This is a genomic window from Lacrimispora sphenoides JCM 1415, assembly GCF_900105615.1.
Taxonomy (GTDB): domain Bacteria; phylum Bacillota; class Clostridia; order Lachnospirales; family Lachnospiraceae; genus Lacrimispora; species Lacrimispora sphenoides.
The window spans coordinates 2,739,978-2,753,832 of sequence record NZ_LT630003.1; the positions used below are offsets into that span (position 1 = coordinate 2,739,978).

Sequence of the window (13,855 nt, forward strand, 5' to 3'; positions counted from 1 at the left end):
TTTAGCAACCTCCATTTCTCCATATATAAAAAAAGCTCCCATCCCGTAATCAGGACGAAAGCCTCACTATATCTCCGTTGTACCACCTATTACCGCATACCAGCATATGCTTTCCCTTAACGCAGAAAATACGTCCTGACCTACCGCCGATGCCTTCAGCCGGAAACTCCGGAGTGATATTCGAACCCATGCTACTTTCGCCAGGCTTCCACCCTCCCCGGCTCTCTTTGGATTTCCCATGGTCCTACTGTCTCCATCAAAGTTTTTCTTTCTATTATGATGTGATAATACTAATATTACCGTATTTTTTAATTATAGGGAGTAAAAAAAGAAATGTCAAGGCTATTTTGATTTTCAGCCGGCGTCCGGAAGGTATAAAGGGGAACGGGTACCGACTCATTTTCATGAAATTCGATACCCGTTCTACATGCTTTCATCCATTGGTTCCTAATTACCTCTCACGTTTTGTTTTTTGCATTGCGTTCTCTGGATGCTCTATATGAATTTTTTCCCGTTCCTTTCGCACAAAACCATCTACAATCTAAATTTTCGGCATTGCTATTTTCATTCTTCTATATTGTTATCCAGCTACCGAATAAAAATTCAATCGGGACGAACAAAATTACCGATCGGATGAATATTTCTCTGCAGTTATAACGAATTATAGGCATATAAAGAGATTGGTAGATTTTCATTCCGGCTTCAGCCACGGTTCTCTGCTAAGGTTTAACGGTTTTTCCTTTTGCCTGAAATAGCCCTTTGCCGATTCAGGCGAAACTTATGTTTTCGGGGGAATCAACCTCCTTTTCTCTGTCATTCTCCGAAATAAATTAGAACGTCGGATTTGAAATTATTTTCTTTTGTTTATGGCTTTATTATATCCTATCTCTCTGTATTTTGCAAGACTTTTTTGATTAAAATAATAAGTTAATTATTAATTTTCAAATTGTATTGTTTTATTTAGATTATTTAATCATTCACGAATACTTGCGTGATATTTGCGGCGTTAATTTCATTGTTAAATTTTTGTCAATTCCATTGTTTTTTTGTAAACTTATGGTATAATGTGCGAAAAGGTTTAGTAAAAGGAAAAAAAAGGAGAACAGCTATGAGCCAGCGCAATTTAACTTTATTAACAGACCTTTATGAATTGACCATGATGCAGGGATATTTTAAAGAGAAAGATGCCAACGAGACCGTTATATTCGATGTATTCTACCGCAGCAATCCGGGAGGCAACGGGTACGCGATCTGCGCAGGCTTGGAACAGGTCATTGAATATGTAAACGAGCTACATTTTGATCAGGAGGATGTGGATTATTTAAGATCCACCGGACTGTTTGAAGAAGATTTTCTGGAATATCTCCATCATTTTAAATTTTCCGGCGACATCTACGCCATTCCAGAGGGCACTGTCATATTCCCTCGCGAACCATTAGTTAAAGTCATTGCCCCCATTATGGAGGCCCAGCTGATTGAAACCGCTTTGCTTAACATCATTAACCACCAGAGCTTAATTGCCACAAAAGCGGCCCGTGTCGTATTCGCTGCCGCCGGAGACGGGGTCATGGAATTCGGACTGCGCCGCGCACAAGGTCCTGATGCCGGAATTTACGGTGCCAGAGCTGCCATGATCGCAGGCTGCATCGGTACCTCTAATGTACTTGCAGGAAAAATGTTTCACGTTCCGGTGAGAGGAACCCATGCCCACAGCTGGATCATGAGCTTTCCTGATGAACTGACCGCATTCCGCAACTATGCAAAGCTTTATCCTACTGCATGCATTCTTCTGGTGGACACCTATGATACGTTAAAATCCGGTGTTCCCAATGCCATCAAAGTATTTAAGGAAATGCGGGAAGCCGGAATTCCTTTTACTACCTATGGAATCCGTTTAGACAGCGGAGACTTGGCATACCTTTCCAAAAAGGCCAAGAAGATGCTTGATGAGGCCGGATTTACAGATGCAGTGATCTCCGCCTCCAATGACCTTGACGAGACTCTGATCAACAGCTTAAAGATCCAGGGAGCTACCATAAACTCCTGGGGTGTTGGAACCAATTTGATCACCTCCAAGGACAGCCCTTCCTTTGGCGGCGTGTACAAGCTGGCGGCGATTATGGATAAAAAGACCGGCCAGTTTATCCCCAAGATCAAGCTTTCCGAAAATGCGGAAAAGATCACCAATCCCGGAAACAAGGCCATCAAACGTATTTACAGCCGGGAGACCGGTAAGATCATTGCGGACTTAATCTGCCTGGAAGGGGAAATCTTTAAAGAAAACCACTCCCTGCTCCTCTTCGACCCCATTGAAACATGGAAGAAAACACACCTGGCTCCCAACAGCTATACCATCAGGGATCTTCTGGTCCAGATATTTAAAGACGGGAAATGCATTTATGAAACTCCTGCCGTTATGGACATCCAATCCTACTGTAAAAAGGAACTGGATACCCTTTGGGATGAATCCCGCCGTCTGGTAAATCCTCACGAGGTTCATGTAGACTTATCCAATGAGCTTTGGCATATGAAGAATCAGCTGTTAGAAAGCTATCATTTCAGAGACTGATCTGATCGGGTCTGTCCATTGTTCACAGTCTGGTCATAATCTTTTTACAGCCTGGTCAAATTTTCTTCATATTTAATCGATATACTGAAAACATCAGAAAAAGATGTTGCCAACATACTTTGAGATAAAAATTTTTTTCATAATTGCCGGTATTCCTCCATGGGATACCGGCTCCTCCCTTTTTAAGGCTTCTTTTTACATATCTTCTTACATCTGTTTCCTCACAACCGAATATTCATCCCCGAATTTAAAATGAGGACAGCGTTGAAAAGAATTGCTTAGAAATTGTATCATCTCATCCTCATCCAGATTGATCTCACACTCATAGCATTCGTATTCTTCATTATAATCATAGTGTACACAATATTCACAACCCGTTTTCTGGTCCATCTTAATCTCTCCTCATACCTTTTTTCCTACTATCATAAACCGCACCCACTGCTTTTTTCAGCAGCCTTCCAACGGTCCCGTCAATGATCCAGGCAGCTGCCAGGGAGATCAAAAACGTAAGGATCGTCTCACAAACGATTCTGGGTACGTAATAATGTCTTAAGAACGTCTTTTCCACCAGCCCTCTGGCTGCCTGTCCCAGAACCAGATAATGAATTAAATAGATGGAATAGCTGTACCTGCTTATGCAGCCAACAATCTTTGCAAAGGCAGGCGACTTGATGTCCCCGAAACGTTCAAATAGCAGAAAAATAGCTGCAGCCATTGCTATCATCGTAGGGGCTAAGTCGTGTATTCCCGGTGTAAAGGATGGCGTAATACATTTTTGAACCATGGTGATGCAAAAGCCGGCGATTCCCATAACCGCAAAGGGAAGGTAGCTGCCGCCGCCGTACAGGCGCTTTAATGCATATCCCAGGACAAAATAGATGAGCCAGCCTTTAAATATCATATATTGAAAGCCCTCTCCCACATCCAGGCCCAAAGCCGGAAGATAGGTGCAGATTCCCTGGATAACCACCATAAGTGCAAGAAACAGTTTTAATTCCCTGTCGCTCATGGCCTTCATCATACGGGCCAAAAAAGGCGCGCAAAGATACAGCGCCATAATTACATACATAAACCACAGATGGGGCGTCATGGGAATGGTTCCTGTAAAAAGTCCCTTTCCAAAAGCTGCCAGATGTTCCTGCCACCGAAGGGGCTCAACTCCCAGATAAATATCAAAATACCAGTAATAAATCCCGCTGTAACATACAAAGGGAAGAACAATTGTCTGAAACCGGCTCCAGTAAAATCCCGGAATATCTTCTGTTCCGGATTTTAAAAGGAAAAGGCCGCTAAGCATAAAATAAATCCCTACAAACGCCAAAAGCACCGGCGAAAGAGCTGCTGAAAACAGCCACTGCTTAAAATTCAGCGTCTCTGCCGGAACCGCATGAACCATAATGATGGCAAAGACCGCAAGAGTCCTTAAATAATCGTATTTCACTTCCCGCTTTGTAAGCCCCATATCTCTTCCTCCCTGCTTTCTCTGGGTTTAGAAAAGTATAGCATAGAAAATCCGATTTTGACAAATTTTTTATTTTATTAAAAAAAGAGTAGACAAACAGAAATTCCTATGGTATCATAATGAAGTTGTCAGAGATGACATACATAAAACGGCCTATTGGTCAAGCGGTCAAGACGCCGCCCTCTCACGGCGGAAACCCGAGTTCGATTCTCGGATAGGTCATAAAAAAATCGGGTAAGGGACTAATCATTCATTGATTAGCCTCTTGCCCGATTTTCTTTTCTCTCTATTTTCCGGAAGATGCTACTGTGAGCTGCCAGATGGACCTGCCATTCTGCCACTGGTTCACATACATTCTCCTGCACTTTTTGTATCTGGCAAATAATTTCACCGCCTCACACTCATCGGAATACACTTTCCAGCATCCGGTGCATTTGCAGTTCTTTCCTCCGTTTTGGATAAATCCCACCACATCCCCCAGGGGATAGCCGAGAAAGACCCCGATCTCATGAGGAAATTCCCCTTCCTGATTCAGCCTTTCCTTAAGCCTTTTTAAAGCTGCCTCCACTTCCATATGCTCATAGCCGTAGGCCTGCAGAAACTTCCCCACTTCCGGCCGGCTTAAATCAGCCTTCAAATGGGCTTTCCGGTAGACATAGATTAGTGCCTTATTCCCGCGCCTGCATAACAAAAGCAAGGATATTCCCTTCTCTCCCAGTTGGCCGTTTAAGAGGGAGAGCTGGCTTTCCAAGTCCATCTCCGAGGAAAAGGGATGGCTGAATAAGTTTGCCGTCTTAATGGAGGCCAGTGTGGGGGAACAATATTCAATTAGATTCCTTTCCAGCAGCATATCCATACCTCCGCCTGTTTTCATGCTTTACGGAACATCCCATAACAGGGATTTCTCTGTTATGAATAGTATAAGCAGCATCGGCTTGGATACATTTCCAATTTTTGTCAGAATTTCTTCATTTCTTTCATACTTTCTTTAGAACCTGGTCAAATTTCCTTCACAATTCTCCTGTATGATAATACTATAAACATAAAAGCAAAAGAAAGCGGTCAGAGCGCTTACATATATGTTTTTACTAAGTCGGCAGAGTCGCTCTGAAAGGCCTCTTTGCCGGCTCAACCTAATAATAAGAGCCGGAATCGCTGCCATCTATTTCCGATGCTTTTATATCACATACAGTAAAAGGACCGCTGCCACATCGATGAGTAATCATCTATGGGCGGCGGTCCTTTTTATTTGAAAATAATGCCGGTCTCTCCGTTCATCTATTGATTAGTTTCTACGATACCGAGAGAGTCGTCTCCCTTTCTTGCCTTTTCCATCAAAAGAGAGGCCATTTTTTGGAAATTACCTCCCGAAACAGAGGCACCGCTTACAGCATCGATACCCTTGTTGCTTTGTGCTGCCAGGAAATCAGCTGCATATGTGCGAGTATAGCGGTTTGGGTATGTCCCTTTTTTATCGAGCATATTGCGCATATAGGGAATGTCCCAGGATTTGATGAATCCGCTTGAATTTTTAGCATTGTACTCAACCGTAACGATTTTACTGCCGCTGACCCGGATGGTAACAAATTCCTTCCAGCCATTGATGTAATCCGACATTTCTACCGTGTAAAAGCCATCCTCAAGCCTGCTTTCCTCTTTTTTACAGCCGCTTATGGAAAGCATAGTCATAAGAACAAGGAAGACCATGATAAAGCGTTTTCTTTGAATCATTGTCCATCCCTCCTTTCGGAACCGGAACGAAGACGGAAACGCCCGGACATTTCTTCAAGACTTTGAGCCTGTTGTGCCAGATCCCCGCTTAAAGAAGCCACAGCGCTGCTTGATTCAAGGTTTTGGCGGGCGTGCCGGGATATCTGGGAGATGTCAAGAGACGCATTCTCAAGGCTTAATTTCTCATTTCCCACAAGTTTTGCCAGGTCTTCTGTTATCTCATAGGTCTGCTTGGAGATATCCGTCAGCTCATTTAAAAAATGAGCGGTAAGATCGGCATACCTGACCCCCTCTTCAATCGCCTGTTGGGAATGTACGATCATCTCGGCAGTACGCTTTGAAGATTCCGCACTTTTTTCAGCAAGATCACGGATTTCATTTGCCACTACGGCAAACCCTTTTCCTGCTTCACCTGCATGGGCGGCTTCAACGCTTGCATTCAGGGCCAGAAGGTTTGTCTGGAATGCTATTTCTTCCAGGAATTTTGTGATTTTTGTTATTTCGGCCGCATTATGGCTGATATTCTCCATTGCCTGAAGGGTATTCTCCATATGTTCATCGCCCATTGACAGCTTTTCCATGGACTGCTCCATAAGTTCACGGGCGGTTCTTGCATGCTCATCCACAATGACAATGTCTTTTGAGATGGAGTCTGTCTCCTCCACGAGCCGGTCAATGGACATGGACTGATGGCCGGAAGATTCATTCATAAGGAGGGCGCTTTGGGATACCTCCTGGGCAGCATGGTTCAGGGTTTCAGCCGACCGCTGAAGATCATTGATCAACAGGTTTAAGAAATCCGTAATATTATGAATGGAATCTTTCATAACCACAAAATCTCCTGCAAACTGATCGCTGACGCTGACGTCTAAATTGCCGGCGGAAAGCCGTTCCAGGGCATTTTGAAGCTGGGAAATGTATCCGCTCACCTGTTCTATGGTTTCTTTCAGCGAATTGGAAAGGGTCTGGGCCTCATCGTTTGTCATCATCACTTCCACAGGGCTTGTCAAATCTCCTTGAGCCAGCTTCTGTATCCGCTCTGTTACACTTCTCAAAGACTTTGAGATTTTTCCTGCAAACCGGGCTATAAATAAAATTGCAAGCAGGGTAAGGGTTATGGTAATGCCTATATTGATCATAACGGCAGTGTTTACGATATTCGTAAAGTCTGATTTTGGCGTTATGATGGCTAAATACCAGTTAGCTCCTCGTACAGGTGCATAGACCACAAGAGTATCCTTCCCATCTAAGGACACAGAAGCGGATCCGATCCTTCCTGATTTCATTGCATCAAATACTTCCAGGAGCTTTCCATTATCCTTATAAAGAGAATATACATTCTCTCCGCTCTTAATTAAATCTGTATCAGGGTAAGCGACCACCTGGCCGCTTTCGTTCATAACAAAAGCGTGGCCGCTGTAGCCAATATGTATACTGCTGATCACATCATCAAGCATGTCATACTTATAACTTCCAACCAGATAAAAGGTGTTATTCTTTTCTGTGGTTATGGGCATTCCCACAGATACTTCAAGTCCATTTTCCCCGACAGAAGTATCCCCGATCACAAGATTTTGAGTTTCCTGCATCTTTTTGAATAAATCTCCTCCTGAAATATCAGAAGGGCTGTTTCCGTTGCCCGTATACAGTCTGCCTTCCCGGGTGTATAGAGCCAGCCATACAAATTCTATTCCAGATGTGGCCTTGTCAAGAACCTGGTGTTTTTCCTCAAGTGTCGCTTCCTCTGATGTCAGTTCATGATTTTCCCCAATCATAAATATACGGTCTGCCATGATATGCAGACTGCTTTCAATGCTTTTTGAAGCAGTTTTAGCAAAAGGCATGAGGGTTTCCATCAATGTGAGATTGGTCAGAGACATGGCGGATACGGACAATACAATGGTTGTAACCACAGAAATAATGATGGTGACAATCAATGTATTTAAGATGATCTTCCGCCGAATTCCTTTTAAATTCATAAATCCTCCTTTGTATCGTTACAAAATTAATTTATAACATATAAAGTAATATAACCGATTTAAAATAAAAGACAATAGTTTTTAGGAAATAAAAACCTTTGTTGGGAAAAATTGTCTCATTAGTAATAAAAAAATCTTAAATTAGATGTGAAAACTGGTAATTGTTTCTCTTATGTTTTATTGCTTTCTAAAGTCCTGATCTTCCTTTTCCCCTGCTCCCCCCTGACAGTCACTTCCTGCAGCTGGGGACATACTATATATAAGAAATACGTATTTCTACAATTTGTTAAAAGGGGGCAACCTTATGGCCAACTATAAACCAATCGCGAAAACAATCTCAGCTGCTTCTGCTATTTCAGGAGTACTGGTTCCTGCTAATCTTTCTACAACAAGCTGGGGTTTACTTTTAGTAAGAGGTTCTGCATTATTCAGTAATACAATCCTAAGAAGCGGTGCTGTAGCGGTATGGGAAAGTACAAATCCTACCACTGCTGCTCCAAGCCGGGAAACATTTACTGATGCAAATGCCATCTACGGCATTACCTGCAGAGCCGGGGTAAGGCTGATATTTAAGTTCTATGCTCACTAACATTTAAAAAAGGCGCTTCAAAGGTTAAAATCCAACATCACGCTCACCAAATACGAACGAATTCAAGCTAATATCAGAATATCTGGCATGTATGGGATGGAAAGGAACCTTTGAGGCGCCTTTCTTTAAAGTAGCATTATTTTATAACAAAGGAGGGGGAAAATTGCAGCAAAAAATAACTTTCACAGGCTGTCAGATCATTTGTTCCGGAATCGTGACAGCAGATATTACCTTATCAAATAACGCGTTTATATTAATCACGGGAACCGTATACAGTCCAACTGGAAAGCCGCTGCCAAACGCTGCGGTTGAAATACTTCTCGTGGATGATTCCCATATCCCTTCTGAGGAAAAAACCTTAGGTGTAACCTTTACACTTCAAGATGGTACTTATGGAATATCACTTCCAAGGATTAGTGAAAAGCAATACAAATTAATTGCTTATTCACCCGTTTAAACGGGAATAAAAAGCCAGTCAACACGGAGATTATCATGAAAAAATATAAAACAATGGATGGATATCACGTATATCGGATAAAGAAAAATAAGAAGTTCTATTTTCTGGCAGACCAGTTGGAATACAGAAAAGAAATCAATCAGTTATTATATACATTAGAGGATTTAAAATTTGATTCCCTGATCTTTTTATTCGGAATTGATACGGGAGAATATCTTCAAGATCTAAAAAAATTGCTGTGTGCCAAAAACAGGGTGATCATTTTTGAACCAAACCCTGTGATCTGCAAAAAATTCGATTCCAAATTAGCAGACAATATTAGCCTTGTTCCGTTTGAGGAAAATCAGGTAAGACAAATTTTTGACAATACCATTCATTTTAAAAATATCAATAATATTTACTTTCACGCATTCGGCAACTATTCCGGTGTTTATAAGGAAGAATACGACCGTTTGATTGAACATCTGGATTGGACCATCATCAACGCGGCTTCCCAGGTGGAGCTTGCAAAACGGTTTAAAAAAATTTTCATACAAAACATGACTGCAAATATGAAGGTTTTAAATCAGAGCACTCCCATTCACCACTACCGGTCCACCAATCTCAATGTTCCCGCACTTGTGGTCTCCGGAGGCCCTTCCCTGGATTCAAACATCAGGGATATGCTCAATCATAAGGATCAGTTAGACCAGTATTTTATCATTACCGGAAGCAGGACTGCTGAGGCTTTAACGAAAAATGGGATCCTTCCGGATATGATCGTATCCGTAGATCCGGTTGATGCAAACTTTGATATGATGAAGAACTGCCTGGACTTAGAAGTTCCCCTTGCTTTTTATGAATACAGCAACCGATATCTGGTGGGAAATTATAAGGGAGATAAAATCTTTATTTCGCTCCTGCTTTCTCAAACAGTGAAGGGCTTTGAACAATACCAGGGTGTGTACTGCGGAGGTTCGGTCGCCCACGCCTGTATTGATATTGCAAACATGATGGGCTGCTCTCCCATCATATTTTTGGGCCAGGATCTCGCTTATACTTATAATAAACATCATGCAGACAGCGCAGTCTTTGATTATGATAAGAGCCTCCTCTATGGGGCCACAACCATTGTAAAGGATGTATACGGCAATCCGGTCGGGACGACCATCACCCTGGATCATTACAGAAGAAGGCTGGAACATTATATTGCTATTTATAAAGACCAGAAACGAATACGGTTTATCAATTGTTCTTATGGAGCGGATATAAAAGGCGCACCCCATAAGGAGCTGTCGGAAGTATTTAAGGAAGAAACTTCCGGAAGGCAAAAAAAGAATTGCCTCCCAAACCAGGAGATCCAGCTAGACAGCAGGAAGACCATAGACTCCCTTCTTTGCTTCATCGAAGAATACCGGATAAAGGCAAGCCAGGGCCTGGAGTTATGTGAAATCATATGCTCTGAAGACCAGACAAAATCTCTGCTCAATATGGAAGAAACGGATATTGACCTGCAGCGGATCTTATATATTCTAAAGATTGTAAGTGATTTTGAAAATGCTGCTGACACCGGATATTTAGGAGGATATTTCAGCGAATTCGTTTATGAAATGAAGGAAAGAACGTTTAACATGTCTGCTATGGATTATGAGAAGCTGACATCTGATCTGCAGCATCAGGCAAGAGCTTTTAAGATATATTTTGAAAAAATGAAAGAAATGCTTGAAGAAGTAAAGGGAACCATTTTGGAAACGGTAACAGAATTCTATGAACCGCATATAGTTTAATAAAAAAAGGGGATAAGGCTATGGAAATGGAAGGCAGGAGTAAAGAAATCAATGATATAAAATACAAAGAGGTGGAAGTAAATAAGATGATCGTCAATGGGAAGGAACAGGCGGGAAACATTATTAATGCTGAGGATACGAAGGATAGGCAGGAATTAAATGTAACCGTATATACCCGCAGCATTACGGAACCCCCGGAAAGCGAAGGGAGGCATAAGAGGTTATATGAACTGCTTCAAAAAGTCTTCTTTAAAAATAAACGGAGCTAAACTCCAATCCCACCCGGAATATCATTTTGACATCCACTTAGAAAAACAGAAATTCCAGGTCATCAATGGGACCGTATACAGTGAGAACCAGAAGCCTTGTGCAGGAGCTGCGGTCCGGATCACCCAGATCGACTGCAGGGATAACACCAGTAGCCTGCTGGGTTATACCTTGACGGATGAGAATGGGTATTATTTATTCTCGATGAAAGCAAAGACCAATATGAAGTATGAATTAGCGGTCTATGCTCCCCTTCTCTGATGCAGAAAGGAGGAAGCCCATTGAGCGGTTATACAGAGATCATCTTATCACCAAAGCATTTTAAGAACCGTGACATTTTAAAAACAACCATTACCATTGAAAAATCAGATAAGGTTTTGTTAACAGGCACTATTTATAATTCACGCCATGAGGCCTTAGAAGGCGCGGTCATCCGGGTCAGCAAAATTACCGGGGATGACCAGAGGGTGAGCGAAGGCTATGTGATCACCAACGAGTCTGGAGAGTTTGCCATAGCCGTGGAAAAAGACAAATTTGCCTGTTACCAGCTGGATATTTTCGAACCACTTTTAACCACTTAGGCGGGGTTGCATTATGGAACAGATTAATCATGAATATCATATGGAAGGTATATTAATAAAAGGGAGGGTCCGTTATAAAGATTCCTGTCCGGTTAAAGGTGCCATTGTTATCTTAGAAAAGCTTGTCCCCGTATACAACGAAGAAGTACAGGAACAAAAATATGAAGGAACCTATCTTGAGCATGGTCTGACCAACAATCAGGGAGAATTCTGCTTTTCTATTTCAGATAAAATGAGCAGTTATAAAATAAAGGTTTTCGATAACCATCACAGGTAAGGGAGGAGACATGAAAAAGGTTCTGGTTACTGGAGCGGATGGATTTATAGGCAGTCATTTAACAGAAACACTTGTTGAACGGGGATACGATGTAAGAGCGTTTACCTTTTATAATTCCTTCAATACCTGGGGATGGCTGGATTCTCTTCCTGATGAAATAAAGAAGGAAATCGAGATACACCCCGGGGATATCCGGGATCCAAACGGCGTAAGGAACGCCATGACAGGGATAGAATCGGTCTTTCATCTGGCCGCTTTAATCGCAATCCCCTTTAGCTATCACTCTCCTGATTCCTATGTGGATACCAATATAAAGGGAACGTTAAATGTTCTCCAGGCCGCAAGAAGCCTTGGTACGGATAAGGTACTCATCACCTCTACTTCTGAGGTCTATGGCAGCGCCAAATATGTTCCGATTGACGAATCCCATCCCTTTCAGGGACAATCGCCCTATTCCGCTACAAAAATCGGAGCCGACCGTCTGGCAGAAGCCTTTTACAGAAGCTTTTCTCTTCCGGTATCCATTGTCAGGCCATTTAACACTTATGGCCCCAGGCAGTCTGCAAGGGCTGTAATACCGTCCATCATCAGCCAGCTGCTGACTGGGACCAAAGAGATACGCCTTGGCAGTCTGACTCCCACCAGGGATTTTAATTATGTAAAAGATACTGTAAACGGTTTTATTGAAATAGAAGAATCAGAAAAAACCATTGGCGAAGAAATCAACATTGCAAGCCAAACGGAAATCTCCATCGGCGAACTTGCTTCGGAACTGATCCGCCAGATCAATCCCCAGGCCAGGATCGTCTGCGAACCGGAACGGATGCGCCCTGAAAAAAGTGAGGTAAACAGGCTTCTTGGATCAAATAAAAAATTAAAAGAGCTTACAGCCTGGAACCAGGAATACTCTCTTTCCCTTGGCCTAAAAAAAACCATTGACTGGATGGAGAAAAACAAGGATAAGTATAAGACCGGCATCTATAACCTTTAGAACCAGATCAGGAGCGGAGGAACAAATATGATACCTTTATCGGTTCCCAATCTAACGGGGAACGAAAAAAAATATATATTAGATGCCCTTGACAGCGGCTGGATATCAACAGCAGGCAGCTATGTGGCAAGATTGGAACTGGGCATGGCTTCTTATTTAAATGTCTCCGGCGCGGCGGCCGTTCAAAGCGGAACTGCCGCGATCCATTTAGCCATGCTCTTATCCGGTGTGAAACCGGGACAGGAAGTGATCGTCCCAACCCTTACCTTTATTGCCTCAGTCAATCCAGCTGCCTACATAGGTGCTGTCCCTGTTTTTATGGATTGTGATGACTCTCTGAATATAGATTGTGACAAGCTTGAGGATTTTTTGAAAAAGGAATGCGTCATAACCTCTTCCGGGCTGATCAATAAGAGTTCAAACCGGATCATCACGGCGGTCGTCGTTGTCCATGTTTTTGGAAACATGGCGGATATGGAACGGCTGAAAGCATTGACCGGACAATATGGGCTTAAGCTGATCGAAGATGCTGCGGAAGCATTGGGGACCTGCTACAATCAGGGAACGTACCATGGACATTTTGCAGGAACCATAGGCGATTTCGGAGCCTATTCCTTTAACGGCAATAAGATCATCACCACAGGCGGAGGAGGGCTGCTGACCGCAAAGGATGGCAGGTCCCTGGAAAAAGCCAAGTATCTTGCTGCCCAGGCAAAAGATGATCCCTTCCATTATACTCACAATGAAGTGGGCTATAACTACCGCATGACCAACTTACAGGCAGCCCTTGGAGTCGGCCAGCTGGAATGCCTGGAGGACTTTATCCGGATCAAGGAAAACAATTATGAGTACTACGACAATGCCATAACATCAATGGAAAACTTTGAGCTGCTTAAGTTTAACCAGAAGGCGAGAAACAACCGGTGGTTTTATTCCCTGTTCATAAAAAACGACAGAATGGACCGGAATGGAGTCATAAAGCAGCTAAAGGAAAAGGATATTGAAACAAGGCCTATCTGGCAGCTCGCCCATACCCAGAAGATGTATGAAAACTGTCAGGCGTATTATATCGAAAAGGCTCCGTTTTACTGGAACCGGGTCATCAATATTCCCTGCAGCACCAGTCTTTTAAAAAAGGATATGGATTATGTTATTCAAGCATTGAGCTATATTTAGCAGTCTGAAA

General features: G+C 42.7%; 16 protein-coding genes and 1 tRNA gene. 11 read left to right on the plus strand and 6 right to left on the minus strand.

Going from position 1 to position 13,855, the window contains the following annotated elements; translation table 11 throughout:
* Positions 1–66: 66 nt before the first annotated feature.
* Positions 67–240 (minus strand): hypothetical protein, encoded by a 174-nt coding sequence (locus BMX69_RS24130; protein ID WP_157724412.1) that lies wholly within the window; start codon positions 238–240, stop codon positions 67–69.
* Between the two features lie 868 nt (positions 241–1,108).
* Between BMX69_RS24130 and BMX69_RS12395 the strand changes: the two genes are divergently transcribed.
* Entirely contained in the window at positions 1,109–2,569 is a 1,461-nt protein-coding gene (locus BMX69_RS12395) for a nicotinate phosphoribosyltransferase (RefSeq protein WP_100042499.1), read from the plus strand.
* A 207-nt stretch (positions 2,570–2,776) separates the two neighbouring features.
* Here BMX69_RS12395 and BMX69_RS12400 read toward each other — a convergent pair whose 3' ends face one another.
* Both BMX69_RS12400 and BMX69_RS12405 read right to left on the minus strand, forming a co-directional pair.
* Positions 2,777–2,959, minus strand: coding sequence for a DUF6472 family protein (locus BMX69_RS12400; RefSeq protein WP_054790852.1), 183 nt, complete (start codon positions 2,957–2,959; stop codon positions 2,777–2,779).
* Position 2,960: 1 nt separating this feature from the next.
* Positions 2,961–4,031: an acyltransferase gene (locus tag BMX69_RS12405; RefSeq protein ID WP_100042500.1), complete on the minus strand. Its 1,071-nt coding sequence runs from the start codon at positions 4,029–4,031 to the stop codon at positions 2,961–2,963.
* Between the two features lie 150 nt (positions 4,032–4,181).
* Here BMX69_RS12405 and BMX69_RS12410 point away from each other — a divergent pair.
* Positions 4,182–4,253 (plus strand) — tRNA-Glu (locus BMX69_RS12410).
* A gap of 64 nt (positions 4,254–4,317) precedes the next feature.
* On the opposite strand, the gene BMX69_RS12415 is transcribed toward BMX69_RS12410, so the two are convergent.
* From BMX69_RS12415 to BMX69_RS12425, 3 genes are all read right to left on the minus strand, one after another.
* Positions 4,318–4,905, minus strand: a complete 588-nt coding sequence (locus BMX69_RS12415; RefSeq protein ID WP_242941250.1) for a DUF3793 family protein — start codon at positions 4,903–4,905, stop codon at positions 4,318–4,320.
* A gap of 404 nt (positions 4,906–5,309) precedes the next feature.
* Positions 5,310–5,762, minus strand: coding sequence for an FMN-binding protein (locus tag BMX69_RS12420; RefSeq protein WP_100042501.1), 453 nt, complete (start codon positions 5,760–5,762; stop codon positions 5,310–5,312).
* Positions 5,759–7,741, minus strand: a complete 1,983-nt coding sequence (locus tag BMX69_RS12425) for a methyl-accepting chemotaxis protein (protein WP_100042502.1) — start codon at positions 7,739–7,741, stop codon at positions 5,759–5,761. Before BMX69_RS12425 ends, BMX69_RS12420 begins: the two co-directional genes overlap by 4 nt.
* A gap of 304 nt (positions 7,742–8,045) precedes the next feature.
* On the opposite strand from BMX69_RS12425, the gene BMX69_RS12430 reads away from it, so the two are divergent.
* The 9 genes from BMX69_RS12430 to BMX69_RS12470 all read left to right on the plus strand — a co-directional run bounded on the left by BMX69_RS12430 (position 8,046) and on the right by BMX69_RS12470 (position 13,845).
* Entirely contained in the window at positions 8,046–8,330 is a 285-nt protein-coding gene (locus BMX69_RS12430) for a hypothetical protein (RefSeq protein WP_100042503.1), read from the plus strand.
* Positions 8,331–8,493: 163 nt separating this feature from the next.
* Positions 8,494–8,787, plus strand: coding sequence for a peptidase associated/transthyretin-like domain-containing protein (locus tag BMX69_RS12435; RefSeq protein WP_100042504.1), 294 nt, complete (start codon positions 8,494–8,496; stop codon positions 8,785–8,787).
* A 35-nt stretch (positions 8,788–8,822) separates the two neighbouring features.
* On the plus strand, positions 8,823–10,553 hold the full coding sequence (locus BMX69_RS12440; RefSeq protein ID WP_100042505.1) for a motility associated factor glycosyltransferase family protein: 1,731 nt from the start codon (positions 8,823–8,825) through the stop codon (positions 10,551–10,553).
* Positions 10,554–10,573: 20 nt separating this feature from the next.
* Positions 10,574–10,822 (plus strand): hypothetical protein, encoded by a 249-nt coding sequence (locus tag BMX69_RS12445; protein ID WP_025234258.1) that lies wholly within the window; start codon positions 10,574–10,576, stop codon positions 10,820–10,822.
* A complete protein-coding gene (locus BMX69_RS12450; protein ID WP_054790858.1) occupies positions 10,779–11,081 on the plus strand; it encodes a carboxypeptidase-like regulatory domain-containing protein in 303 nt (100 codons plus the stop codon). Before BMX69_RS12445 ends, BMX69_RS12450 begins: the two co-directional genes overlap by 44 nt.
* 20 nt (positions 11,082–11,101) lie before the next feature.
* Positions 11,102–11,401: a hypothetical protein gene (locus tag BMX69_RS12455; protein ID WP_100042506.1), complete on the plus strand. Its 300-nt coding sequence runs from the start codon at positions 11,102–11,104 to the stop codon at positions 11,399–11,401.
* 13 nt (positions 11,402–11,414) lie between these two features.
* Positions 11,415–11,678, plus strand: coding sequence for a hypothetical protein (locus BMX69_RS12460; RefSeq protein ID WP_054790859.1), 264 nt, complete (start codon positions 11,415–11,417; stop codon positions 11,676–11,678).
* Between the two features lie 10 nt (positions 11,679–11,688).
* Positions 11,689–12,669: an NAD-dependent 4,6-dehydratase LegB gene (locus BMX69_RS12465; RefSeq protein WP_054790860.1), complete on the plus strand. Its 981-nt coding sequence runs from the start codon at positions 11,689–11,691 to the stop codon at positions 12,667–12,669.
* Between the two features lie 27 nt (positions 12,670–12,696).
* The gene (locus tag BMX69_RS12470; protein ID WP_100042507.1) at positions 12,697–13,845 is read left to right on the plus strand and encodes a LegC family aminotransferase; all 1,149 of its coding nucleotides are present in this window, start codon (positions 12,697–12,699) and stop codon (positions 13,843–13,845) included.
* Positions 13,846–13,855: the final 10 nt, after the last annotated feature.